This window comes from Scandinavium hiltneri (assembly GCF_024764835.1).
GTDB lineage: Bacteria > Pseudomonadota > Gammaproteobacteria > Enterobacterales > Enterobacteriaceae > Scandinavium > Scandinavium hiltneri.
The window spans coordinates 347,155-373,510 of sequence record NZ_JALIGE010000075.1; the positions used below are offsets into that span (position 1 = coordinate 347,155).

General features: G+C 54.2%; 20 protein-coding genes and 1 tRNA gene. 10 read left to right on the forward strand and 11 right to left on the reverse strand.

Features of this window, described 5'->3' with window-relative positions; all coding sequences use genetic code 11:
* The first annotated feature begins 81 nt into the window (after positions 1-81).
* Both gyrA and rcsC read left to right on the forward strand, forming a co-directional pair.
* Complete coding sequence (gene gyrA / locus MUU47_RS16690; RefSeq protein ID WP_258989252.1) at positions 82-2,718, forward strand: DNA topoisomerase (ATP-hydrolyzing) subunit A; 2,637 nt, start codon at positions 82-84, stop codon at positions 2,716-2,718.
* A gap of 129 nt (positions 2,719-2,847) precedes the next feature.
* Positions 2,848-5,694 carry a two-component system sensor histidine kinase RcsC gene (gene rcsC, locus MUU47_RS16695; protein ID WP_258989254.1) on the forward strand — a complete coding sequence of 949 codons (2,847 nt, stop codon included), beginning with the start codon at positions 2,848-2,850 and terminating at the stop codon, positions 5,692-5,694.
* A gap of 45 nt (positions 5,695-5,739) precedes the next feature.
* On the opposite strand, the gene rcsB is transcribed toward rcsC, so the two are convergent.
* Complete coding sequence (rcsB, locus tag MUU47_RS16700; RefSeq protein ID WP_110509325.1) at positions 5,740-6,390, reverse strand: response regulator transcription factor RcsB; 651 nt, start codon at positions 6,388-6,390, stop codon at positions 5,740-5,742.
* Between the two features lie 16 nt (positions 6,391-6,406).
* Positions 6,407-9,082 carry a phosphotransferase RcsD gene (gene rcsD, locus MUU47_RS16705; RefSeq protein WP_258989256.1) on the reverse strand — a complete coding sequence of 892 codons (2,676 nt, stop codon included), beginning with the start codon at positions 9,080-9,082 and terminating at the stop codon, positions 6,407-6,409.
* A gap of 804 nt (positions 9,083-9,886) precedes the next feature.
* On the opposite strand from rcsD, the gene MUU47_RS16710 reads away from it, so the two are divergent.
* The 6 genes from MUU47_RS16710 (at position 9,887) to mgtE (ending at position 17,152) form a co-directional block, all read left to right on the forward strand.
* A complete protein-coding gene (locus MUU47_RS16710; protein WP_258989257.1) occupies positions 9,887-11,035 on the forward strand; it encodes a porin OmpC in 1,149 nt (382 codons plus the stop codon).
* 102 nt (positions 11,036-11,137) lie between these two features.
* The gene (apbE, locus tag MUU47_RS16715) at positions 11,138-12,193 is read left to right on the forward strand and encodes an FAD:protein FMN transferase ApbE (RefSeq protein WP_258989258.1); all 1,056 of its coding nucleotides are present in this window, start codon (positions 11,138-11,140) and stop codon (positions 12,191-12,193) included.
* A 76-nt stretch (positions 12,194-12,269) separates the two neighbouring features.
* Positions 12,270-13,331: a bifunctional DNA-binding transcriptional regulator/O6-methylguanine-DNA methyltransferase Ada gene (gene ada / locus MUU47_RS16720; RefSeq protein ID WP_258989259.1), complete on the forward strand. Its 1,062-nt coding sequence runs from the start codon at positions 12,270-12,272 to the stop codon at positions 13,329-13,331.
* 2 nt (positions 13,332-13,333) lie between these two features.
* Positions 13,334-13,972, forward strand: coding sequence for a DNA oxidative demethylase AlkB (gene alkB / locus MUU47_RS16725; RefSeq protein WP_258989260.1), 639 nt, complete (start codon positions 13,334-13,336; stop codon positions 13,970-13,972).
* A gap of 86 nt (positions 13,973-14,058) precedes the next feature.
* A complete protein-coding gene (locus MUU47_RS16730; protein ID WP_258989261.1) occupies positions 14,059-15,702 on the forward strand; it encodes a multidrug ABC transporter permease/ATP-binding protein in 1,644 nt (547 codons plus the stop codon).
* Positions 15,703-15,715: 13 nt separating this feature from the next.
* A complete protein-coding gene (gene mgtE / locus MUU47_RS16735) occupies positions 15,716-17,152 on the forward strand; it encodes a magnesium transporter (RefSeq protein ID WP_258989262.1) in 1,437 nt (478 codons plus the stop codon).
* Here the strand turns inward: mgtE and MUU47_RS16740 are convergent.
* Positions 17,115-18,362 carry a SulP family inorganic anion transporter gene (locus MUU47_RS16740; protein WP_258989263.1) on the reverse strand — a complete coding sequence of 416 codons (1,248 nt, stop codon included), beginning with the start codon at positions 18,360-18,362 and terminating at the stop codon, positions 17,115-17,117. The two genes, mgtE and MUU47_RS16740, sit on opposite strands and share 38 nt — an antisense overlap.
* 275 nt (positions 18,363-18,637) lie before the next feature.
* Here MUU47_RS16740 and mqo point away from each other — a divergent pair, with 275 nt between their 5' ends.
* Positions 18,638-20,290, forward strand: coding sequence for a malate dehydrogenase (quinone) (mqo, locus tag MUU47_RS16745; protein WP_258989265.1), 1,653 nt, complete (start codon positions 18,638-18,640; stop codon positions 20,288-20,290).
* Between the two features lie 75 nt (positions 20,291-20,365).
* On the opposite strand, the gene eco is transcribed toward mqo, so the two are convergent.
* From eco to MUU47_RS16770, 5 genes are all read right to left on the reverse strand, one after another.
* Positions 20,366-20,857: a serine protease inhibitor ecotin gene (eco, locus tag MUU47_RS16750; protein WP_258989266.1), complete on the reverse strand. Its 492-nt coding sequence runs from the start codon at positions 20,855-20,857 to the stop codon at positions 20,366-20,368.
* A 125-nt stretch (positions 20,858-20,982) separates the two neighbouring features.
* A complete protein-coding gene (locus tag MUU47_RS16755) occupies positions 20,983-21,081 on the reverse strand; it encodes a YoaK family small membrane protein (RefSeq protein WP_146220051.1) in 99 nt (32 codons plus the stop codon).
* A gap of 220 nt (positions 21,082-21,301) precedes the next feature.
* A tRNA-Pro gene (locus tag MUU47_RS16760) sits at positions 21,302-21,378 on the reverse strand.
* Between the two features lie 74 nt (positions 21,379-21,452).
* The gene (gene yejM / locus MUU47_RS16765; RefSeq protein WP_258989267.1) at positions 21,453-23,213 is read right to left on the reverse strand and encodes an LPS biosynthesis-modulating metalloenzyme YejM; all 1,761 of its coding nucleotides are present in this window, start codon (positions 23,211-23,213) and stop codon (positions 21,453-21,455) included.
* Positions 23,214-23,240: 27 nt separating this feature from the next.
* Positions 23,241-23,468, reverse strand: a complete 228-nt coding sequence (locus MUU47_RS16770) for a YejL family protein (RefSeq protein ID WP_159770401.1) — start codon at positions 23,466-23,468, stop codon at positions 23,241-23,243.
* 133 nt (positions 23,469-23,601) lie between these two features.
* Between MUU47_RS16770 and yejK the strand changes: the two genes are divergently transcribed.
* A complete protein-coding gene (yejK, locus tag MUU47_RS16775; protein WP_258989268.1) occupies positions 23,602-24,606 on the forward strand; it encodes a nucleoid-associated protein YejK in 1,005 nt (334 codons plus the stop codon).
* Positions 24,607-24,665: 59 nt separating this feature from the next.
* Here yejK and rplY read toward each other — a convergent pair whose 3' ends face one another.
* The 3 genes from rplY to MUU47_RS16790 all read right to left on the reverse strand — a co-directional run bounded on the left by rplY (position 24,666) and on the right by MUU47_RS16790 (position 26,343).
* A complete protein-coding gene (gene rplY, locus MUU47_RS16780) occupies positions 24,666-24,953 on the reverse strand; it encodes a 50S ribosomal protein L25 (RefSeq protein WP_258989269.1) in 288 nt (95 codons plus the stop codon).
* Between the two features lie 167 nt (positions 24,954-25,120).
* The gene (locus tag MUU47_RS16785; protein WP_258989270.1) at positions 25,121-25,798 is read right to left on the reverse strand and encodes an anti-sigma factor; all 678 of its coding nucleotides are present in this window, start codon (positions 25,796-25,798) and stop codon (positions 25,121-25,123) included.
* On the reverse strand, positions 25,795-26,343 hold the full coding sequence (locus tag MUU47_RS16790; RefSeq protein ID WP_258989271.1) for a sigma-70 family RNA polymerase sigma factor: 549 nt from the start codon (positions 26,341-26,343) through the stop codon (positions 25,795-25,797). The genes MUU47_RS16785 and MUU47_RS16790 overlap by 4 nt, the downstream gene beginning before the upstream one ends.
* Between the last annotated feature and the right edge of the window lie 13 nt (positions 26,344-26,356).

Here is a 26,356-nt window from a genome sequence, read left to right on the forward strand (position 1 = left end):
CATAGGTTTACCTCAATCACGTCGGCTGTGTTATAATTTGCGACCTTTGAATCCGGGAAACAGTAGAGGGATAGCGGTTAGATGAGCGACCTTGCGAGAGAAATTACACCGGTCAACATTGAGGAAGAGCTTAAGCGCTCATATCTGGATTACGCGATGTCCGTTATTGTCGGCCGCGCACTGCCAGATGTCCGAGATGGACTCAAGCCGGTACACCGTCGCGTACTTTACGCCATGAATGTATTGGGCAATGACTGGAATAAAGCCTACAAAAAATCTGCCCGCGTCGTGGGTGACGTCATCGGTAAATACCACCCTCATGGTGATACCGCCGTTTACGACACCATCGTCCGTATGGCGCAACCATTCTCCCTGCGTTACATGCTGGTCGACGGCCAAGGTAACTTCGGTTCAGTAGACGGCGACTCCGCCGCAGCGATGCGTTATACGGAAATCCGTATGTCGAAAATCGCCCATGAACTGATGGCCGACCTGGAAAAAGACACCGTTGATTTCGTCGATAACTACGACGGCACCGAACGTATTCCAGACGTTATGCCAACTAAGATCCCGAACCTGTTAGTTAACGGTTCGTCCGGTATCGCGGTGGGTATGGCAACGAACATTCCGCCACATAACATTACCGAAGTCATTAATGGCTGCCTGGCTTACATCGATGATGAAGACATCACCGTCGAGGGGCTGATGGAACACATCCCAGGGCCTGACTTCCCGACTGCAGCTATCATCAATGGCCGTCGTGGCATTGAAGAAGCCTATCGTACCGGTCGCGGTAAAATCTATATTCGCGCCCGTGCGGAAGTCGAAGCTGACGCCAAAACGGGCCGTGAAACCATCATCGTGCACGAAATTCCTTATCAGGTGAACAAAGCTCGCCTGATCGAGAAAATCGCCGAGCTGGTGAAAGACAAACGCGTTGAAGGTATCAGCGCGCTGCGTGACGAGTCTGATAAAGACGGTATGCGCATCGTGATTGAAATCAAACGTGACGCGGTGGGTGAAGTGGTGCTGAACAACCTCTACTCCCAGACTCAGCTGCAGACCTCTTTCGGTATCAACATGGTTGCTCTGCACCATGGCCAGCCGAAGATCATGAACCTGAAAGACATTCTTTCCGCGTTTGTGCGTCACCGCCGCGAAGTCGTGACCCGTCGTACCATCTTCGAATTGCGTAAAGCACGCGATCGTGCGCACATCCTTGAAGCGCTGGCTATCGCGCTGGCCAACATCGAACCGATCATTGAAATGATCCGTCGTGCGCCAACGCCTGCCGAAGCGAAAGCGGCGCTGATTGCACAGCCGTGGGCGCTGGGCAACGTTTCTGCGATGCTGGAACGTGCGGGCGATGACGCTGCGCGTCCGGAGTGGCTGGAGCCACAGTTCGGTATTCACGACGGTAAATATTTCCTGACCGAACAGCAGGCTCAGGCGATTCTGGATCTGCGTCTGCAGAAACTGACCGGCCTGGAGCATGAAAAACTGCTCGACGAGTATAAAGAGCTGTTGGAACAGATCGCGGAACTGCTGCATATTCTGGGCAGCGCTGACCGTCTGATGGAAGTGATTCGCGAAGAGCTGGAACTTGTTCGCGAGCAGTTCGGCGACCAGCGTCGTACCGAAATCACGGCCAATACCGCAGACATCAACATCGAAGACCTGATCAACCAGGAAGACGTTGTTGTGACCCTGTCTCACCAGGGCTACGTGAAATATCAGCCGCTGACCGATTACGAAGCTCAGCGTCGCGGGGGCAAAGGTAAATCAGCTGCCCGTATTAAAGAAGAAGACTTTATCGACCGCCTGCTGGTCGCCAACACCCATGACACCATTCTGCTGTTCTCCAGCCGTGGTCGTCTGTACTGGATGAAGGTTTATCAGCTGCCAGAAGCGAGCCGTGGTGCGCGTGGACGTCCAATCGTCAACCTGCTGCCGCTGGAAGCGAACGAACGTATCACCGCCATTCTGCCGGTGCGTGAATACGAAGAGGGCGTTAACGTCTTCATGGCTACCGCCAGCGGTACCGTCAAGAAAACGGCGCTGACCGAGTTCAGCCGTCCGCGTTCTGCCGGTATCATTGCGGTGAACCTGAAAGAAGACGATGAGCTGATTGGCGTTGACCTGACCAACGGTAACGATGAAGCGATGCTGTTCTCTGCTGCCGGTAAAGTGGTGCGCTTTAAAGAGGGTGCAGTGCGTGCCATGGGCCGTACGGCGACGGGTGTTCGCGGTATCAAACTGGCCGGTGAAGACAAAGTCGTATCGCTGATTATCCCACGTGGTGAAGGGGCGGTTCTGACCGTGACCCAGAACGGCTACGGTAAGCGTACTTCTGAAACCGAATACCCAACTAAGTCTCGCGGCACGCAGGGCGTTATCTCGATCAAAGTGACCGAGCGTAATGGTTCGGTGGTAGGCGCCGTACAGGTTGTGGATAGCGACCAGATAATGATGATAACCGATGCCGGTACGCTGGTGCGTACACGCGTTTCGGAAGTCAGCGTGGTTGGCCGTAACACCCAGGGCGTTATCCTCATCCGCACCGCGGAAGATGAAAACGTAGTGGGTCTGCAGCGTGTTGCTGAACCGGTTGACGAAGAAGAACTCGACGCTATCGACGGCAGCGTTGCCGAAGGTGACGATGAAATCGCTCCGGAAGTGGAATCTGACGACGATGTAGCCGATGACGCAGACGAGTAATTGTCTGAAATAATCGCCTGAAGTCAGTGAAAAGGGCCAGTGAAAACTGGCCCTTTTTCTTTGAACGTTGCGAGGGTAGAGATTTACCGCTACCTTAATCCCATCTTTTTGCATGTACACGGCCAAACGTTGAAATACCTCGTCTCTTTTCGCACGACTCTGAAAGTCTCCCGCTATCTTTTCCGGGCGCTGGCGCTGTTGCTCTGGCTGCTGATTGCCTTTGTCTCGGCGTTCTACATTGTGAATTCGCTGCACACCAAAGAGGCGGAGATACGTCAGGAATTTAACCTCAGCTACGATCAGGCCCAGCGCTACATTCAGCGCACGTCAGACGTGATGAAAGAGCTGAAGTACATTGCGGAAAATCGACTGAGTGTGGAAAACGGCGTGATGTCCTCACGCACGGCGAAAGACGATACCGAAGTACCCGAATTTGAGCCGCTGTTCCAGGATTCCGACTGCGGTGCACTGAGCAACACCTGGCGCGGCTCGCTTGAGTCGCTGGCATGGTTTATGCGCTACTGGCGCGACAATTTCTCTGCGGCTTACGATCTCAATCGCGTGTTCCTGATTGGCAGCGACAATCTCTGTATGGCGAACTTTGGCCTGCGCGATATGCCGATGGAACATGAGCAGGCGCTGAAAATCCTGCATGAGCGGATCATGAAATACCGCAATGCGCCGCAGGATGAGCGCGGCAATAACCTGTTCTGGATTAGCCAGGGCCCGCGTCCGGGCGTGGGCTACTTCTATGCGCTGACGCCGGTGTATCTCGCCAACCGCCTACAGGCACTGCTCGGCATAGAACAAACCATCCGCATGGAAAACTTCTTCACGCCGGGCAGTATGCCAATGGGCGTGACCATTCTGGATGAAAGCGGCCAGCCGTTGATTTCTCTCACCGGCGGCGATAGCAAACTGAAAATCGACCCGCACTGGATGCAGGAGCGTGCCTGGTTTGGCTACACGTCAGGCTTCCGCGAGCTGGTGCTGAAGAAAAGCCTGCCGCCGTCCTCGCTGAGCATTGTCTACTCGGTGCCGGTGGATTTGGTTCTCGAGCGGATAAGAATGCTTATCCTCAATGCCTTACTGCTGAATATTCTGACCGGCGTGGCGCTGTTTACCCTGGCGCGAATGTACGAACGCCGGATTTTCCTGCCTGCCGAAGCCGATGCACAGCGCCTGGAGGAGCACGAGCAGTTCAACCGTAAAATTGTGGCCTCTGCCCCGGTCGGGATCTGTATTTTGCGCACCCAGGACGGGACCAACATCCTGAGTAACGAGCTGGCGCATAATTACCTGAATATGTTGACCCACGAAGACCGACAGCGGTTGACGCAGATTATCTGTGGCCAGCAGGTCAACTTTGTTGATGTGCTCACCAGCAACAATACCAATCTGCAAATCAGCTTTGTCCATTCCCGCTATCGCAATGAAAATGTGGCGATTTGTGTCCTGGTGGACGTGTCGTCGCGTGTGAAGATGGAAGAGTCGTTGCAGGAAATGGCGCAGGCCGCCGAGCAGGCGAGCCAGTCGAAATCCATGTTCCTTGCCACCGTCAGCCACGAGTTGCGCACCCCGCTGTACGGCATAATCGGTAACCTCGACCTGCTGCAAACGAAAGAGCTGCCGAAGGGCGTCGACCGACTGGTCACGGCGATGAATAACTCCTCCAGCCTGCTGCTGAAAATCATCAGCGATATTCTCGATTTCTCGAAGATTGAGTCGGAGCAGCTGAAAATCGAACCGCGCGAGTTTTCTCCGCGCGAGGTGATGAGCCACATCACCGCCAACTATCTGCCGCTGGTGGTGCGTAAACAGCTTGGGCTGTACTGCTTCGTTGAACCGGATGTGCCGCAGCAGCTGGCGGGTGACCCAATGCGTTTGCAGCAGGTGATTTCCAACCTGCTGAGCAATGCGATTAAGTTCACCGACGTCGGCTGCATTATTCTGCATCTGCGCCGCGATGAGGACTATCTCAGCATTAGCGTGCGTGATACCGGGGTGGGTATTCCGGCGAAAGAAGTGGTCCGTCTGTTTGACCCGTTCTTCCAGGTCGGCACCGGTGTGCAGCGTAATTTCCAGGGAACCGGGCTGGGGCTGGCGATTTGTGAGAAGCTCATCAACATGATGGACGGCGACATTTCGGTGGATACCGAACCGGGCATGGGCAGCCAGTTCACCATTCGTATTCCACTGTATGGTGCGCAAAACCTGAATCCTGCCGCCATTGATGGCCTGTCCGGCAAGCGCTGCTGGCTGGCGGTGCGTAATGCATCGCTGTCGCAGTTTATCGAATCCCTGCTGTCGCGCCACGGCGTGGAAGTGATGCGCTATGAGGGCCAGACGCCACAGGCTGACGATATGCTGATTTCCGACGACGAACTGGCCCAGCCGTGGGCCGGGCGTGGGGCGATTATATTCTGCCGTCGCCATATCGGTATTCCGCTGGAACGTGCGCCGGGCGAGTGGATCCACAGCGTGGCATCACCGCATGAACTGCTGACGCTGCTGGGCCGAATTTACAGTATTGACGTCGAAACCGCTGACAACGGGGGAGCGTTGGCTTTGGCGGAAAACACCGCTGAAGCCAACGATGACATGATGATTCTGGTCGTCGACGATCATCCTATCAACCGCCGGCTACTGGCCGACCAGCTCGGATCCCTTGGCTATCAGTGCAAAACCGCCAATGACGGCGTTGATGCGCTGAATGTGCTCAGCAAAAACCATATCGATATCGTACTCAGCGACGTCAACATGCCAAATATGGACGGTTATCGTCTCACGCAGCGAATCCGTCAGCTGGGCTTAACGCTGCCGGTTGTGGGCGTGACGGCGAATGCGCTGGCGGAAGAGAAGCAGCGTTGTCTGGAATCAGGTATGGATAGCTGTCTGTCGAAACCGGTAACGCTGGATGTGATCAAGCAGACGCTGGCGGTCTATGCAGCACGGGTCAGAAAGGCAAGAAAGTAGAGTAGGGAGTAAGATTCCCCCGGTGGGCACCGGGGGATGAACAGCTTAGTCTTTGTCGACCGCGCTCAGCGTGACGGAAGACAGATAGTTCAGCAGGGCGATATCGTTTTCCACGCCCAGTTTCATCATCGCCGACTTCTTCTGGCTACTGATGGTTTTGATGCTGCGGTTCAATTTCTTAGCAATTTCGGTAACCAGGAAACCTTCTGCGAACAGACGCAGCACTTCACTTTCTTTCGGTGACAGACGTTTGTCGCCGTAACCGCCCGCGCTGATTTTTTCCAGCAGGCGAGAAACGCTTTCCGGGGTAAATTTCTTCCCTTTCTGCAGCGCCGCGAGGGCTTTCGGCAGATCGGTTGGTGCACCCTGTTTCAGGACAATCCCTTCAATATCCAGATCCAGAACGGCACTCAGAATGGCTGGGTTATTGTTCATGGTCAGAACAATAATCGAAATAGCCGGGAAATGACGTTTGATGTATTTGATAAGCGTAATGCCATCACCGTATTTGTCTCCAGGCATGGAGAGATCGGTAATCAGCACATGGGCGTCAAGTTTTGGCAGATTATTGATAAGCGCAGTGGAGTCTTCAAATTCGCCGACGACATTCACCCACTCGATTTGCTCAAGTGATTTGCGAATACCGAACAGTACAATCGGGTGATCATCGGCAATAATAACGTTCATATTGTTCATGTATTAGGCTACCTTGCTACATCAAGCTTTTGACGTAGGCGTCAATGTCGCTGATATATTTTTCTGTGCCGGGTGCATCCTTCTCACGAATGAGATGCTCCAGCGTTTCACATAACTGCTTGCCGGGTACCAGATTGAGCATGGCAAACACCCCTTTCAGGCGGTGAGCTGTCTGTGCCAGCGCAGCAAAGTCAGCTGTCGCTGACTCAGTATACAACCTCTTAACATCTTCCGGTACCGTATCAACAAACAGCGCATAATAACCGCTGGCATGGAGCTCGGCGTTTTCATTTACACCCGCGGGTGTTCCCAGCAACTCTCCCTGTGCCAGCTGTTCTTCTATCAGCTGTAGCACTGCTTCTTGCATGGCATTACTGATATTGAAGTTGACCCGTAGCTGACCTGGACCAATCTTACGAATACCGACCTCATCATCGCTTAAAAGCAAGCCAGGCGCAGTAAGATTAGACGGATTATCAGTTAAAAACAGATCATATTCTTGACTTGTCAGGCGCTCATCCGGGGAAATGCAGCTCGCGCCCCAGTTTTCCAGCTGTCGAACGACCACGCTTCGCACTTCGTTGGACGTAATATCAAGCATTGCAATGACGTCGTCGAGTAGCTTCTCTTGCGATTCGGTTTCTTCTTCACGCGGCGCCATTTTGACGTGCAGTGAGTAACGCGTGCCCAGCGATTCCCTGGCTTTAATATTCAGATGGCCGCCAAGTTTACGCGCCAGCTGATCGCACAGCCAGAAGGTGAGGGCGTTGGCTTTACCGAATCGGTCTTCCTGAGTGTCGTTCAGGAACGGGAAGTGAAGATTGTCGATTTCACTGTTCGAGACGCCGTTGCCGGTATCCAGAATACGGAAGGTGAGTCTGTCTTGCGCGGATTCATCTTTCCCGACTTCAAGCGTCACTTTACCGATTTGAGTGGTTGTGACCGCGTACTGGATAAGCAGCAGCAGGATCCGCTTGAGCGCTTCGCGATCGCCATGACGCTGTTCGCTGGCCGCCAGAGGGTTGTTGATCAGCAGCTGCAGGCCTTTACGCTTAATCACCGGTAAAACTTCCGGCACCACTTCGTCGATCAAATCCTGAATCGAGAACAGTGCGGATTGTCCTTTCCAGCCTTCACCTTCCAGCATATTCGCCAGTTGGATCTCATCGACCAGACGCACCACCGTATCGGCATGCTGAGCGAGTTTCTGAGTTTCATCACCCTTCAGTGCTGCGGCGTCTTCGGCCAGCGATTTTACCGGCTGCTTCAACGCTTCGCCAATGTTCTGCATAAAGGCGATGCGGCCCTGCTGGTTTTTCTCATACAGACGCTGGGCCTGTTTAAGCTTTTTGTTCACCAGCACTTCTTTATCCTGGTCGCGAATAATGAAGATTTGCGTGCGCGGAGCCACCTGGCTGCGGAACTGACGAATTTCGTACAGTTCGTTATTGATAGTTGCCTGGATGACGCCCTGGTGCTGATCGGCCATGCTGGTGATATTTTGCAGATTCAGATGCGGCAACAGGTGATCGGCAATTTTGTTGCTGATAACCGTGCGATTGGTCTCCTGGTCATGCACCAGCAGCCCCAGCGGCAGCACCGAAACAATCTCTTCATTAATAGCTTTCAATACCCGCAGCTCATTGTTGGCAGCGCCTGGAGTGGCGTTTTCCGTCTGACGGCGGCCGGAATAATGACGGAAGGTGTTATAGCCATACAGCGCCAGCGCCAGCAGGCCGATGTTCAACAGCAGCGGTAGCAAAATGTTTTGTAAGGTATCGAGCAGCAGCGTACCGAACGGCACTTGCCACACCAGGCGCATGCCGGTGGAATTGATCGACGAGGCAATCTCAATGCGCGAACTGTTGAAATTGATGCTCACGCTGTCAGCGGCTTCTTTATCCTGACTGCGCAGGTTTTTCTGTTTAGGGTCCGGCTCAAGGCGGAAGCTGTCCAGCGTCATGCCCGGAGGGATAAGATCGTTAATCGGTAAATCGAAAGCCACGACGGTCGCCAGATGGCCCGGCTGGTTGAAGGTCGTACGCAGGGTAAAGTAGTGACCGTTCTGCCAGGCGAGGCGGCGCAGAGCCGAGAAAGTTTCGCGTTCATCCAGCGTATTGGCCTGCTGAAGCATTTCTGCGCGGCGTGAATCAACAATGCTGCCAACCGTAGACTCTTTAAAACCGGCGGACAGATCTTTCAGCGGCAGGGTTGAAATGAGGATCAGGCTGTTATCCTGGCCGTTGAGGTAGTACATCGACCATGGAACGGTTTCAGCACCCCAAAGCGTATCGAGGTAGTTCGACATTTTTTGCGTCATGTCGAGGGTGGCACCGTCGTGGGAGCCGAAAATCAGCGCTTCAGTTTTACGGCGAGGTTTCTCGAGATAATACACGTCCTGCTTCAGGCGGGTTTCCTGAAGGCCATCGGCACCAGAGGTTGCCGTCGCGGACGCAGCGATGTTGTCATAAATCTGCCAGGTGGCGTAGCGCCAGGTATCGATGCGTTTATGGATGGAATGTGTCATATCGACAATCTGATAGCTTTTATCCTTCAGCCAGGTATTCACCGCACTCTGGGTAATCACGCCCATCGTCACCAGCAGCACGACAATCAGCAGCAGAAAGAAACGGTTAATGCTCCCTGGAATCAGAGAAAACTTGTTGGAGATAGTCGGGTCGGAATGACTCATTCGTGTGTGTAATCCATGATGACTGCACCAAATAAAATGCGTTGAAAGCGGGTCTGCTGCCTTTGGTGAAAACCTGTTGCCGGCTTTCTACTGGGTTTAGTCAGGGCAACTCCAGCAGGCAGTATAAAGGGTAATGCGTCAATTTCCACATTCTCAGGCCGGTTGTTGACTTTGTGAACAATCTGCACAGTTGTCTCACAGAGATGTACATAGTTACATTTTCTGTACAAATATTTACGCTGAGATCTATAAGAATAGCACTAAATAACAAGAGATTATTTAACCAGTAGCACCTAAGGGGAATTTTTCCAGCGGGGTTGATTACTTAATAGTCGTTATGATTTCGAGTGGGTAGCACATGGCTATTAATTTGCGTAAAGAAAGGTAAAAAAAAACCGGATGCGAAGCACCCGGTAGAAATATGAGTAAACAGACATTCAGAACTGAATGACGGTAATAAATAAAGTTAATGATGATAGCGTTGATTATTTTAGAGATCGTTGATGAATTTGTTTTGTCATTCAGTGCTATACGTAAAATGACTAGGATTGATTTGATTTTATTGGGTTTTTTAATATTTTTGATTTTTGGTGCTATATTTTTTAGCTTTTCGTGGCATGAAAAAGTTCCGTGACATTTACATATTGAAACATCTCGTGGGTAATTTGAAACACCTTAAAAGTTCTCGTATCATTTTCTTGTTGGATATTTCTGGATTTTGCAGCACAATGGGTTTGCCGACTGATTAGAGGGTTAATCAGTAAGCAGTGGCATAAAAAAGGCATATAACAGAGGGTTAATAAAATGAAAGTTAAAGTACTGTCCCTCCTGGTACCAGCACTGCTGGTAGCGGGTACCGCGAATGCGGCTGAAATTTATAACAAAGACGGCAACAAATTAGATCTGTACGGTAAAGTAGACGGCCTGCACTATTTCTCCGATGACAAGGGTCTGGATGGCGATCAGTCCTACATCCGTATGGGCTTCAAAGGCGAAACTCAGGTTAACGACCAGATCACCGGTTACGGCCAGTGGGAATACAACGTTCAGGCGAACAACACCGAAGGTTCTGCTGATCAGGCATGGACTCGTGTCGGCTTCGCGGGTATTCGTGTTAAAGATGCCGGTTCTTTCGACTACGGTCGTAACTACGGCGTTGTTTATGACGTAACTTCCTGGACTGACGTCCTGCCAGAATTCGGCGGCGACACCTACGGTGCTGACAACTTCATGCAGCAGCGTGGTAACGGCTACGCGACTTACCGTAACACCGACTTCTTCGGCCTGGTTGACGGTCTGAACTTTGCTCTGCAGTATCAGGGTAAAAACGGTAGCGTAAGCGGCGAAGATTCCACCAACAACGGTCGTGGATACCAGAAACAGAACGGCGAAGGCTTCGGCACCTCCGTGACTTATGACATCTGGGAAGGCATCAGCGCTGGTTTCGCGTACTCCAACTCCAAGCGTACAACCGACCAGAACAACTCCATCTACAACATCGATGGTGATAACGACGCAAATGGCAATCCAAATATCTACCGTGTTCTGGGTGAAGGCGATCACGCTGAAACCTACACCGGTGGTCTGAAATACGACGCCAACAATATCTACCTGGCGACGCAGTACTCTCAGACTTACAACGCAACCCGCACTGGCGGCATCGGTTTTGCTAACAAAGCGCAGAACTTCGAAGTTGTTGCTCAGTACCAGTTCGACTTCGGTCTGCGTCCATCTGTGGCTTACCTGCAATCCAAAGGTAAAGACCTGGAAAACGGTTACGGCGACCAGGATCTGCTGAAATATGTTGACGTAGGCGCGACTTACTACTTCAACAAAAACATGTCCACCTACGTTGACTACAAAATCAACCTGCTGGATGACAACAAATTCACCAAAGACGCCGGCGTCTCTACTGATGACATCGTAGCACTGGGTCTGGTTTACCAGTTCTAATCGACGGCTAATCAGTAAAAAGGGTCCTTCTGGACCCTTTTTTTTATCCCTTGTTTAAGGTGATTGGTGTACCCTTGCGCGCAAACATGAGGGGCATTACGTATGGATTTCACTTATTTCCGCGCGGCACTGATGGCCGTCGCTCTCGTTATTTCCGGCTGCGATAACAGCCCGCCGACACCTGATGCGCAAAAAGCGCCAGCCACCGTCCTTGAAGGTAAGACGATGGGGACATTCTGGCGGGTCAGCGTCATCAATCTCGACAGTAGCAAAGCAGAAGCCCTACGCCAGAAGGTGCAAAGCCAGCTGGACGCCGACGATCAGCTGCTCTCCACGTGGAAAAACGATTCCGCGCTGATGCGATTCAACCATTCCACCAGTACCGCACCGTGGCCAGTCAACGAAGCGATGGCAGATATCGTCACCGAATCACTGCGTATAGGCGCGAAAACCCAGGGTGCCATGGACATTACCGTCGGGCCGCTGGTGAATCTGTGGGGCTTTGGCCCGGATAAACAACCGGTGAAAACGCCGGATCAGGCGCAAATTGACGCCGCAAAAGTGCGTACCGGTCTGAAACATCTGACGGTCATTAACCAGTCCGGCAGCCAGTATTTACAAAAAGACATTCCCGACTTGTATGTTGATCTCTCGACCGTGGGCGAAGGTTACGCCGCCGATCATCTGGCGCGCTTAATGGAACAGGAAGGCATTGCCCGCTACCTGGTATCCGTGGGCGGCGCGCTGTCGAGCCGCGGCATGAATGCCGAAGGCCAGCCGTGGCGCGTGGCGATACAGAAACCGACAGATAAAGAAAATGCGGTGCAGGCGATTGTGGATATCAACGGCCACGGCATCAGCACCTCGGGCAGCTATCGCAACTACTACGAGCTTGACGGCAAACGCATTTCCCATGTGATCGATCCGCAAACCGGGGCACCTATCCAGCATAAACTGGTATCGGTCACGGTGATTTCACAGACGGCGCTGGAAGCCGACGGCTGGGATACTGGACTGATGGTACTCGGTCCGGAGAAAGCCAAAGAAGTCGTGCGCAAACAGGGGCTGGCGGTTTACATGATCATCAAAGATGGCGACGGCTTCAAAACCTGGATGTCTCCGCAGTTCGAAACCTTCCTGGTCAGCGGCAAAAATTAAAAAGCAAGAATGGCGGTTTTTTTAGCTGCCCTCTGCGCCAGACTCAGGCTACCCTGAATAGAGAGCCGGAGACTGTATGAAACGTAATGCTGCTATTAATGATGAGGTCCGCTGGCAGGCGGTCCTCGACAGAGATTTGGCCGCTGATGGTCAGTTTGTATTTGCAGTACTGACCACTGGGATCTACTGCCGCCCGTCATGTCGCGCGCGCCATGCTCTACGCCAAAACGTCCGTTTCTACCCGAATACCAGCGCCGCCGAGGCTGCCGGTTTTCGGGCCTGCAAACGCTGCCAGCCTGATAAAGCTGACCCTCAACAACAGCGAATAGATAAAGTTGCCCAGGCTTGTCGATTGCTGGAGCAAGAGCGCACCCTGACGCTCGACGAACTGGCGCGGGAAGTCGCCGTCAGTCCGTATCATTTCCATCGGCTGTTTAAGTCCGTGACCGGTATGACGCCCCGCGCCTGGCAGCAGGCCTGGCGAGCGAAAACATTGCGTGACGCACTGAAAGAAAGCCCAACAGTCACCGAGGCCGTACTGGCGGCGGGTTTTCCTGGCAGCAGCAGTTTCTATCGCCATGCAGACGACGCGCTCGGCATGACGGCACGCCAGTTTCGTCGCGGCGGCGATGACCTGCGCGTGCGCTACACGCTTCAGCCGTGCCTGCTCGGGCGTTGTCTGGTGGCGGCCAGTACTCGCGGTATTTGTGCCGTTTTGCCGGGCGATAATGATGAAACGCTGATTGCCGAACTTGAGCAGATGTTTCCCCATGCCCGGCGGGAAGAAGCGGACGACGGATTCCGTCAGCAGGTCGCGCAGGTGATTGCCCTGTTAGACGGGCAGCGGGCAACGGTTTCTCTGCCGCTGGATATTCGCGGGACGGCGTTTCAGCAGTCGGTCTGGCAGGCGCTGCGTGATATTCCGGCAGGTGAAACCCGCAGCTATCAGCAGGTGGCAGACAGCATCGGCAAACCGAAAGCGGTGCGCGCCGTGGCGAATGCCTGTGCGGCAAATAAACTGGCGCTGATCGTGCCTTGTCATCGCGTGGTGCGACAGAGCGGGGCACTGTCTGGTTATCGTTGGGGCGAAGCGCGAAAAGCGGCCTTACTGCGCCGCGAAGCAGGACAGGAGAGATAACGATGCTGGATTTGTTTGCCGATACTCCGCCGTGGCAGGAGCCACTCGCGCCGGGGGCGGTCATCTTACGTCGCCGCGCGCTGGCCAATGCCGAACAACTGCTCGGCCAGGTCAATCAGGTGGCGAAACTGTCTCCCTTCCGGCAAATGGTCACGCCCGGCGGCTACACCATGTCTGTGGCGATGACCAACTGCGGGCTCGTCGGCTGGACGACAAATCAGCACGGTTATCTGTATTCATGCGTCGATCCGCAAACCGGGCAGCGCTGGCCCGCCATGCCCGTGGCTTTTTTAACGCTGGCCCAGGCATGTGCGCAGGAAGCGGGCTATGCTGATTTTCAGCCGGACGCCTGTCTTATCAACCGATATTCGCCGGGAGCCAAACTCTCGCTGCATCAGGATAAAGATGAAAAGAACCTGCGCGCGCCGATTGTTTCTGTCTCGCTGGGCTTGCCTGCGGTATTTCAGTTTGGCGGGCTGAAGCGCAACGATCCCTTGCAGCGCGTACTACTGGAACACGGCGATGTGGTGGTGTGGGGTGGCGAATCGAGGCTGTTTTATCATGGCATTCAGCCGCTTAAAGAGGGTGACCATCCGGCAACCGGTGCGTTCCGTTTCAATCTCACTTTCCGCCATACCTGAAACAGCAATAAAAATAAGAATTATTCTTGATGTAAGGCGCGAGCCGTTTAAACTGCTGGCTGTTTTGGTCGTCCGGAATCGTTTTTATGCAGCTTCTTCTTCTGGTCTGGCGGCAGTACCGCTGGCCTTTCATCGCCGTCATGGCGCTGAGCCTGCTGAGCGCTGCGCTCGGTATTGGCCTGATTGCGTTCATTAACCTGCGCCTGATCGAAAGCGTCGATGCGTCACTGACGGTGCTTCCGGAATTCCTCGGCCTGCTGGCGCTGCTAATGGCCGTCACGCTCGGTTCGCAGCTGGCATTAACCGTGCTCGGCCATCATTTCGTCTATCGCCTGCGCAGTGAATTCATCAAACGTATTCTCGACACCCAAATTGAGCGGGTCGAAAAACTGGGCAGCGCCGCGCTGCTCGCCGGGCTGACCAGCGATGTTCGTGCCATTACTATTGCCTTCGTACGCTTACCGGAGCTGGTGCAGGGCATCATTCTGACCTTCGGTTCGGCGGCGTATCTCTTCTTCTTGTCCGGCAAAATGCTGGTGATCACCGCGTTGTGGATGGCGCTGACCATCTGGGGCGGCTTCGTGCTGGTGGCGCGGGTGTACAAACACATGGCGACCCTACGCGAAACGGAAGACAAGCTGTACCACGATTATCAGACCGTGCTGGAAGGGCGCAAAGAGCTGACCCTCAACCGCGAGCGCGCGGAGCATATCTTCAATACCCTGTATATTCCTGACGCCAAAGAGTATCGCCACCACATCATTCGCGCCGACACCTTCCATTTAAGCGCAGTGAACTGGTCGAATATCATGATGCTTGGGGCGATTGGCCTGGTGTTCTGGATGGCGAATAGCCTCGGTTGGGCGGACACCAACGTGGCGGCGACCTATTCACTGACGCTGCTGTTTTTGCGCACGCCGCTGCTTTCCGCCGTCGGCGCGCTGCCGACGCTGCTCAGCGCCCAGGTGGCGTTTAAAAAGCTGAACACTTTTTCTCTGGCACCGTATCGCGCCGAGTTTCCAAAGCCGGAAGCCCATCCGCACTGGCAAACGCTGGAACTGCGTGACGTGGAATTCCATTATCAGGACAACACCTTTGCCGTCGGGCCGATTAATCTGACGCTGAATCGCGGGGAACTGGTGTTTCTGATTGGCGGCAACGGTAGCGGGAAATCGACGTTGGCGATGCTGCTCACCGGGCTTTATCAACCGGTTTCAGGGACGATCCTGCTCGACGGTCAGCCGCTGGCGGTGGATAAACCGGAAGATTATCGCAAACTGTTCTCGGCGGTGTTTACTGACGTGTGGCTGTTTGACCAACTGCTCGGCCCGGAAGGGCATCAGGCGAATCAGGCGCTTATCGACAAGTGGCTGGAACAGCTGAAAATGGGGCATAAGCTGAAGCTTGAGAACGGTAAAATTCTTGACCTGAAACTCTCCAAAGGGCAGAAAAAGCGCGTCGCGCTGTTGCTGGCGCTGGCCGAGGAACGTGACATCATTCTGCTGGATGAATGGGCCGCCGATCAGGACCCGCATTTCCGTCGCGAGTTTTATCAGGTTTTACTGCCGCTGATGCAAGAGATGGGGAAAACCGTGTTTGCTATCAGCCATGACGATCACTACTTCATTCACGCCGATCGCCTGCTGGAAATGCGCAACGGCAAACTCAGCGAGCTGACTGGGGAAGAGCGCGATGCCGCTTCCCGGGACGCCGTAGCCCGTACTGCTTAAGGATGACCAGCCGATGTCCGTGTTTCATAAAAACAGTGCCCGACTGCGTGACCAGGAGCGTGCCCGGCTAATCTGGCTGCTGACCACCGATAAAGCCATTACGTCCGCGCTGACCAACAAACTGACGCTGGCTGAACAATATGACGAAGGGCAACTGGCGGATGATATTGCCGAAGTGGGCGCGCTGGTGGCGCATCTGCCTGCGCCCGATCTGGCGGATACGCTGGAGGCGCTACCTTCCGATGAACGACTCGCGCTTTGGGGGCTGGTGGAAGACAGCAAGCGCGGTAACGTGCTGCTCGAAGCGTCCGAAGGCGTGTATGAAGACCTGATTGAAGGGATGAGCGACAAGGCGTTGCTTGATGCGCTGGAAACCCTCGATATCGATGAAAAAATCTATCTGGTTCAGCATCTTCCGCGCAATCTGACCGGTCGTCTGTTGGCGACGCTTGCACCTACCGAACGCGACCGCGTGCGCCAGGTGATGAATTACGCCCACGACAGCGTGGGGGCTATCATGGAGTTCGAGGTGATCACCATTCGCCCGGACGTCACGCTGGGCGCGGTGCAGCGCTACCTGCGCCGGTTGGGAAAAATGCCGGAGAACACCGACAAACTGTTCGTTACCTCGCGTGATAAAACGCTGCTTGGCGAACTGGAGCTGCAAACCATTTTGCTTAATCCGGCGCAGCGCCGGGTTCACGACGTGATGGAAGCGGAGCCCGTCACCTTCCATCCTGAAGAAGAGGCCGAAAAAGTCGCGCGTACCTTTGAACGTGATGACTTGCTGAGTGCCGCCGTGATAGACGCCGAAGGCAAACTGCTCGGGCGTCTGACCATCGATGAAATTGTTGAAGTGGTATACGAAGAAACCGACAACGACATTCGCCAGATGAGTGGTTTGAGTAACGATCAGGACGTATTCGCCCCCGTCAGCAAAGCGGTGAAAACGCGCTGGGCGTGGCTGGCGGTCAATCTGTGTACCGCGTTTATTGCCTCAAGGGTGATTGATAGCTTCGAACACACCATTTCCCAGTTGGTGGCACTGGCCTCGCTGATGCCTATCGTGGCGGGGATCGGCGGCAATACCGGCAATCAGACCATCACCATGATCGTTCGTGCGTTGGCGCTCCAGCATATTCAGCCGGGTAACTTTTCGTTCCTGATCCTGCGTGAAATGGGCGTGGCGTTGATTAACGGCCTGGTGTGGGGCGGCATAATGGGCGGAGTGACGTGGTGGCTGTACGATGACCCGCAGCTTGGCGGCGTGATGATGTTGGCGATGGTGCTCAACCTGCTGGTGGCGTCGTTGATGGGGGTACTGATCCCGATGATTATGACCAAATTTGGCCGCGATCCGGCCGTAGGCTCCAGTGTGATGATCACTGCGATCACCGACACTGGCGGCTTTTTTATTTTTCTGGGGCTGGCGACGGTGTTTCTGCTTTAGCCGCGTGATGTCGGCGAATACGTTTCGGAATCAACACCAGTGCCACAATCCCGGCCAGTACACCGATGGCCAGATTGCCGGTGCTGACGGTCGCCGCGACGGTGACCAGCATCACCAGTGTTACCGACCACGGCGTTTGCTTCAGGGTGGCTGGCTGAAGGCTGTGCCAGCTAAAGGTTTTGAACGCCACAATGGCCATGATCCCGGCGAGCACCGCCATCGGGATTTTCGCCATCACGTTGCTCAGCCCGGTTACCAGTAATAGCAACACCAGGCCTGCGACAACGGTAGACAAGCGGCTGCGGCCTTTACCCATTTCCACGTTGACGATGGTCTGACCGATCATCGCGCACCCGGCAATCCCGCCGAAAAAGCCTGCCATGATATTGGCGATACCAAGCCCGGTGCTTTCACGCGCTTTGTTCGACGGCGTGGCGGTTAAGTCATCGACCAGTTTTGCGGTCAGCAGCGATTCCATCAGCCCGACAAAGGCGATGCTCAATGCGCAGGGCCAGATTATCTGTAATGTTTGCAGATTAAGCGGCACCAGCAGCTGGGTCAGCCCAGGCAAACCGCCTGACATCGAGCCTTCATCGCCGACGGTCGGCAGGATCTGGCCGCTGTAAACGGTGTACAACGTCAGAATAACGATAGCTATCAATGGTGAAGGCACGCTTTTAACCACTCGCGGCGCCCACAGCACAATCAACAGCGTAGCGGCAAACAGCGCCAGAATCAGCGGTTCTTTGCTCCAAAAATGCGGCACCTGGGCAAAGAAAATAAGAATACCGAGCGCATTCACGAAGCCAGTCATCACCGCCTGTGGGATGAATCGCATCAGCCTCGCCATACCAAACACGCCAAAAGCAATCTGAATCACGCCAGCCATCACCACCGCAGGCAGGATGTACGCCACGCCGTGCTGGTGCACCATCGGGCCGATGACCAGCGCCACCGAACCTGCCGCCGCCGTGACCATCGCCGGACGCCCACCGAGGAACGACATCGCCAGACACAGCACTACCGATGCAATCAGGCTTACTTTCGGGTCCACGCCTGCAATCACCGAAAAAGAAATCACTTCCGGAATCAGCGCCAGGGCAGTGATCACCCCGGCCAGCGACTCGCGCAGCAGCAGGGCAGGAGAGCGCATGATGGTAGAGAGCGCATTTTGGTCGGTAATCGTTGACGATGAAGAGGTATCAGGCATAGAGAAAGTAAGGTTATGGATGACCGGTTAACCATAAAGCACGATGCGTGCTGTATGTCACAAAACGGGCGATATTACCGCGTTGCGTCACATTTCGCCAGTACCAATACTCATCTGTGTGACACATTTATTAAACATTTTTATAACAGTTATCAAAACATGACTTAAAGATTAAACAATATTTAAATCTTTCACCGTCAGTGCTAACGTGGATTTCCCCGAATCGTTTCACCTGCGCTAAAACAAAAAACGCGAGTACAGTAAGGCTCATTACGATGACTAAAAAGATGGCCGTACGCAGCTCACAGGCGGTTGGTTTAGATGCCGAACCTCTGGCAGACCAGACCCACGCCCGTACCGAGCATGAGACGGATGTGTTGTTGATTGGCGGTGGCATCATGAGCGCCACGCTGGGAACCTGGCTTCAGGAACTGGAGCCGGATTGGTCTATTACCTTGGTTGAACGTATGGAAAGCGTCGCCGAGGAGAGCTCCAACGGCTGGAATAATGCCGGTACCGGCCATGCTGCCCTGATGGAACTGAACTACACGCCGCAAAAAGCGGATGGCTCTGTCACCATCGACAAAGCCATCGAGATTAACGAAGCCTTTCAGATCTCGCGCCAGTTCTGGGCGCACCAGGTGACACGCGGCGTTTTGCAACAGCCGAAGACCTTCATCAATACCGTTCCGCACATGAGCTTTGTGTGGGGCGAAAATAACGTCAACTTCCTGCGCGCGCGTTATGCAGCACTTCAGCAGAACTCGCTGTTCCAAGGAATGCGTTATTCCGAAGATACCGAACAGATTAAGAAGTGGGCTCCGCTGGTGATGGAAGGGCGCGACCCGCAGCAGAAGGTTGCCGCGACGCGGACCGAAATCGGCACCGATGTGAACTACGGTGAAATCACCCGCCAGCTCATTGCCGGCCTGCGCCGTCATGACAATTTCTCGTTACAGCTCAATACCGTGGTGCGCCGTTTCAAACGCAACGTGGATAACAGCTGGACGGTCAGCGTTTCTGACGCCAACAATGCTAAAGTTCGTCGCACCATCCGGGCGAAATTTATCTTTATCGGCGCGGGCGGGGCGGCACTCAAACTGCTGCAACAGACCGGCATTCCACAGGCGAAAGAGTACGCGGGCTTCCCGGTCGGAGGCCAGTTCCTGGTGTGCGAAAACCCGGAGGTGGTGAATCATCATCTGGCGAAAGTGTATGGCCAGGCCTCCGTGGGGGCGCCGCCAATGTCGGTCCCGCACATTGACACCCGCATCATCGACGGTAAGCGCGCGGTGCTGTTTGGGCCGTTCGCGACGTTTTCGACCAGGTTCCTGAAAAACGGTTCGCTGTGGGATTTGCTCGGCTCGACCAACAAATCAAACATTCTGCCGATGATTAACGTCGGTCTGGATAACTTCAGTCTGGTGAAGTATCTGGTCGGGCAGGTGATGCAGAATGATAAAGACCGTCTGGCTGCGTTACAGGAATACTACCCGTTAGCGAAGAAAAATGACTGGCGGTTGTGGCAGGCGGGCCAACGCGTGCAAATCATCAAACGCGACGAGGACAAAGGCGGCGTGCTGCGCTTGGGTACCGAAGTGGTGAGCGACGAGCATGGCACCGTGGCGGCGCTGCTGGGTGCCTCACCGGGTGCATCGACGGCGGCCCCGATTATGCTGCATTTGATGGAGCAGGTATTCAAAGAGAAAGTGAGTTCGCCTGCATGGCAGGAAAAACTGCGTTCGGTAGTGCCGACTTACGGCAGCAGTCTGAGCGGTGATCCGCAGGCCATTCAGCAGGCGCTGGCGCACACTAGTGAAGTGCTCGGCCTGTGTTATGATGCCGACACGCAGGCCGATCCTGTACCTCAGGCGCAGTTCACGCCTCCGCTGGTGGAGCTGCAACCGGTGGCGGATATCGCCCTGTAACAAAAAAGCCCCGCTTAACATGAACTGTCCCACTGTATGGGGCAGTCCATTAACGGGGCTTTTTGTATCGCTGAATTAGCGCTTTTCGGCGTTCTGCACGCTTTCTTCAGCTTTCCAGATGCGGTATTTCACGTCGATGTTTTCTGGCGTGTAAACCACAATTGGCAGCTTACTGTTGTAGCGCACCATCGCGTCGTCCCCCAGCCATGCGGTCACGAATTTCTGTGTTTTTTTGCCGTCCGGGCAGGCCATCATGGTGGACGCCGGGGAAGTCACTTTGTCGAAGACGTAATAGTCGTAACCCCAGCCTTGCAGCGTTTTACTTTCCAGTTCACCGCCCAGGCGATGCTGGTTGCAGTCAACTTCCAGCGTTTGACCAATCAGCAACTCCACTTTGTAGCCAGATTCGTCTTTCTGCTGCGCAAGCGTAATGACCTGACGCTTCATCCCTTTTTCCGCTTGCGGATACGGGGCTACTTTTTCCAACGGCGTATTGGCCGCGAAGGCGCTGGCAGAAACACAGGCGAGGGAAAGCACGGCAGCAGCAAATTTGGATGCGTTTTTCACTGTTAATCCTTTTGAGCAGTTAGCAACAAGCAGATCGTACCATCACCATGATGAATGGTAAGTATTATTTACCAATATTTTAATTATGTGTGGTGATATCTACTAAGGCGGGTTGCCAGTGAAAATCAGGAACCCGGTGTGGCGTAACCACCAATGATAAACCAGGCCAGGAAAGCGACAGCGACGATAAAACACAGGATAGGGAAGGCGATTCCGATGCGCATAAAACCTCTTGATGTCCTTAATCAGGATCGAATTTGCGTTATTCACTAAAGCGGAGGATAACACATTGTTCACATCGGGTGTGCGCCGTGTGTTTGCACAGTGTCTACCCTTTATAAAATGTAGTTATCATTTAACGTTATGATCTTAGATGTTTTGTCGAGCGAGGCTTGTTGGTGATTGAGTGTGGTTGGCGAGCAATAACGTTTCGGAAAATGATTTTGGTCGGCACGGAGAGATTTGAACTCTCGACCCTCGCCACCCCATGACGATGCGCTACCAGGCTGCGCTACGTGCCGACGCCGAAAATAATACTACCGTTTTCAACGTCGGATGCAAGACGGTTTCCACCAATTGATTCAAAAATAATCAATCAGTTAGCGATGAAACGTTTCTCTTCGGTCAGCACCTGGAGCAGAAGGCTCAGCTGTGGCTTCTCGTTCTCCACTTTCTCATTGTCGCGATTCCACGTGCGGTAGTTACCGTTGTGATTCAGCACGACGGTCACCTTCGGCGTGGTTATCGCCAGGTCAGTATTGCTCGCGGCGGTGACCCAGTTATGGCGGCGCGTGGCGCTGAACAAGTCCTGCCCCTGAGAATATTCATTGGCTGGCGTGCTGACGTGCAGCAAGCGCTGCATCAGCGTGGTCATCACATCTTTATGGTTGGTCAGGGTGGTGATTTCCTGCGCCGGCGTACCCGGCCAGTGAACCACCAGTGGAACCTGAAGCTGCTCGCGAGACCAGTCGAAATTCGCGCCTTTTTTATCCAGCGATACGCCGTGTGCCGCCGTGATAATCACCACGGTTTTGTCGAACTTGCCGGACGCTTTCAGCGCGGTCAATACGCGGTCAATCTGCATATCGACGTTGCCGGCAGCGCGGGCATAACGGCGGTTAAAGCCTTGCTTCTGGGTGTCGGCAAGCGTAGTTCCGTTGAGCGAAATCCAGGAGAACCAGCGGTTCTCTTCCTGCGCGTAGCTCCCCAGCCAGTTAATCCACTGGGAGGCGGTGTCCGCATCGCTCTGAGATTTGGACGGCGGCAACGAGAAGTCAGATAGCAGCGCCTGGCGATACACTGGGCTGCTGAATCCGTCAGAGGAGAACAGACCCAGCTGGTAACCCTGCTGATTCAGCGCGGAAATCAACGCCGCTGGAACACGTGCGGACAGGACTCCATCCATATAGCTTGGCGAAATCCCGTAGAACAGGCCGAAGATCCCGCTGTCGGCGGCATTGCCGGCGCTCATGTGCTGAGTAAAGTTAAGGTTTTGCTGTGCAAAACTGCCCAGGGCTGGCATCTGCTTCTCAAAGCGGGAATAGTTCAGGCTATCGACCGTAATCAGCAGCACGTTCTGCCCAGTGCCCATATCGCGGTAGCGTAAATCGCTCAGCGGATATTGCACGGAAACGGCTTCCGGATCGCCTTGTTCTACCAGACGGCGCTGATAATCCTGCGCGTCGAGCAGGCCATGTTTCTCAAGGAAACGACGGGCGGTCATCGGATAGGAAAGAGGCAAATTCGCGCGCTGCATGGTTATCGGGCGGTAGAAATTCGCATCGGCCCAGATGTACATCACATGCGTGGCGATAAATGCAGTAAACAGAAACCAGGCGACGGGGCGAGCAAAGTGGCGGCGGCGCGTAAGGCTACGCAGCTTTTGCCAGCTCCAGGTGGCGAACAGCATCTCAATCAGCAGAATGACCGGCACGCTGATAAACATAAGCTGCCAGTCGCGGGCCATTTCGTTCTGATCGGGGTTAATCACCAGCTCCCACACCACCGGATTAAGGTGCAAGTGGAAGCGGGTAAAGACTTCGCTGTCGATAAGCAACAGCGTCATGCCCACGGTGGCCAGAATGGCGGATAAGAACCGCATCAGGCGCTGAGACATGACAACGAACGTGAGCGGGAAGAGGATCAGCAGGTAGGTGGCGAACACCAGAAAGCTGAAATGCCCGACGAGGCTGATGTACGAGTACACGCGACCCGACAGCGTCGTCGGCCAGTCGGCGACAAACAGATAGCGGCTACCGAGAACTGCGGCCAGCAGAATGTTGAACAGGGCAAACCAATGCCCCCAACTGACCATCTGGGACACTTTTTCTCGATAGGGCTGACGATGAGTCACCATAAACTGTTTGTCGTCTTCCTTTTGCGCTTAGTGCGCTGGGTCGTCGCTAACAGAAGATTGCAGCGCCTGAGCAAAGGAGCGGACAATCGCCTGGCGCTGTGCTGGCGCGACGCTTGTGTTAATCAGGTTAGTCACCATATTGCCCAACACCATCAGTGAAAGGTCAGTCGGTGCCTTGTGTTTTTCCAGCACGTTGGCAAGCTCAGTCAGCAGCTGTTCAACGTGTTCATCACTGTAGCGGGAGATTTGCGGCATAAATCCAGAATCTGTTTGTTCATGAAAGGGCAACATATTACCGTAGCAGCAGCTTTTTTTCCGCTTTTTTTCGCCTTTACACAGTTGCGTCTGCGATGGTTGAATACCGTCCGGTCTAAAAGGAGAGTTTAACATGAGTCTGGATATCAACCAGATTGCCCTGCACCAGATGATCAAGCGTGATGAAGAGAACCTTGAAGTGGTGCTGCGCGATACTTTGCTGGAGCCGACGGCAACGGTCGAAGAGATGATGGCTGAGCTGCATCGGGTCTACAGCGCAAAGAACAAAGCCTACGGGATGTTCAATGAAGAGAGCGAGCTGGCCCAGTCTCTGCGCCTGCATCGTCAGGGTGAGGAAGATTTCCTGGCCTTTAGCCGCGCAGCGACCGGTCGCCTGCGTGACGAACTGGCGAAATACCCGTTCGCTGACGGCGGCATCGTGCTGTTTTGTCACTATCGCTATCTGGCGGTGGAATATCTGCTGGTGGCGGTGCTCAACAATCTGAGCAGCATGCGCGTGAACGAGCAGCTGGATATCAGTTCCACGCACTATCTCGATATCAATCATGCCGATATCGTGGCGCGTATTGATTTGACCGAATGGGAAACTAATCCGGACTCCAGCCGCTACCTGACGTTCCTGAAAGGGCGAGTAGGGCGCAAAGTTGCCGATTTCTTTATGGATTTCCTCGGGGCAAGCGAAGGGCTGAACGCCAAAGCGCAGAACCGCGGTTTGCTGCAGGCAGTTGATGATTTTACTGCCGAAGCAGAACTCGATAAATCCGAGCGTCAGAGCGTGCGCCAGCAGGTCTACACCTATTGCAACGAACAGCTGCAGGCCGGGGAAGAGATTGAGCTGGAGTCGCTGTCAAAAGAGTTGTCCGGCGTCAGCGAAGTGAGTTTCCACGAATTCACCGCCGACAAAGGCTACGAGCTGGAAGAGAGTTTCCCGGCGGACAGAAGCACGCTGCGCCAGCTGACCAAATACGCCGGAAGCGGCGGTGGGCTGACCATCAACTTTGATGCGTTACTGCTTGGCGAACGTATTTTCTGGGATCCGGCCACTGATACGCTGACCATCAAAGGCACGCCACCCAACCTGCGTGACCAGTTACAGCGCCGCACCAGCGGTAAGTAACCCAAAATCAGCGATAAAAAAACCCCGCCGAGGCGGGGTTCTTCACAACTTGTCAGCGATTACGCGCGAACGAAGTCGATGTGAGTCAGTTTTGGCTTGAACGGGTGACGCTGAACAGCCTGAACCTTCACTTTCTCTTCTTTACCACCAGCAACCACGATGGTCAGAACGTCGGTGTAGAAACCTTCTTTAGTCTGCAGGTTCCACACTTTGTCGTGGTCCAGTTCCAGAGCTACTGGAGCAGCTTCGCCACCGTAGACGATTGCTGGGAACTGGTTAGCGGTACGCAGGCGGCGGCTCGCACCCTTACCCTGCTCTTTACGTACTTCTGCGTTTAAAGTAAACATTGATGTCTCTCTATATGTAATCCTGTTACAGGCGACCCAGCAACAGGCAAGTGATCTGCTTTGCACATGCAAAAGCGGGCGGGATTATAGCCTTCAATCCCTTTCGGGGCAAATTAAACTCTCCCCATCATGCTTCAGGCTGCCTCTTAGTTGGCCGCGTCCGGGCACTAAAGCGTGCTGATTTTACCCTGGAATATTACCGGCCCTGAAGGTCCCGCCAGTTTTGAACCGCCAACAGGCTCAAGGCTAATCGCCAGTACCGATTGATTGTCCAAAGATTCGGCGCCCAGTTTGAATTCGTTACCCGTGTGGTGGGTTATCAGGCCCAGTGAGCGCGGTGGATTGCTGCCTTTAATCAGCCACAGTTGCAGGTTTTTGCTTTGCGGCAGCGTCACGTTAAGCGCCGAGACCTGAATCATCGACGCAGATTTATTCACGCTGACCACGAACTGTTCACCCGGCTGCGCGCCATTTAACACCGCAACCGGCCGCATCGGTGACGCCTGTTCCGGTTTCGTCACGTAAGTGAACACCAGCACGCCCGCCAGCGTGGCGGCAAATGCCCAGCCGATCCAGGCCGTTGGTCGTGAACGAACCGGGGCGACCGCCGCGACTCGGGGACTCTGATTAATGTCGCGCTGAATGGCCCACCATACGTCTGGTGCAGGTGTGACATCTTGCGTTGTCACGTCTATCCCGCTAAAGGCTTTTTGCCAGCGCGTGACCTGCTGCGCAAAGCTAACATCAGTGGCCAGTCTTCGTTCGAGCTGCACTCGGGTGGGTTCATCCAGCACGCCGAGAACGAACTCAGCGGCGAGGAAGTCATCATTTTCCTGAATGTTCATAGGCCCACACACTCCCTGAGATGTGTCAGCGCGCGGCGGATCCAGCTTTTAACGGTGCCTTCTGGCTGGCTCAACGACAGGGCGATTTCGGTTTGTGACAGCCCGCGATAGTAAGCCAGAGCAATACTTTGCCGCTGTTCAGGCGGTAGATTCTCCAGGCAATGCTGCAGTCGGCGGGCTTCCAGATGACTGTCTTCCTCCGCAAGCGGGGCCTGAAAGCCTTCTTCCGCTTCGGTAATATCATCCACCGAACAGCAGCGATTCTCATGTTTTCTCAGGTAATCAATGGCGCGATTTCTGGCGATATGACTCAGCCAAATCTGTGGCTCGCTGCGTTGCTCATCGTAATATGTCGCAGACTGCCAGATTTGAATAAAGGTATCGTGCAGGATTTCCTCCGCCCAGTCGCGGCGTCGGACCATGCGCAAAATAATCCCAAACAGGCGAGGAGAAAGGGTGCGGTAGAGCTGTGCCAGGGCATCTTTATCGCCGGAGGCTATTTTGGTCATGATGCCGGCATGAATATGAGGCGCGTTGGTTGTCATCAGGGTCCCTGTT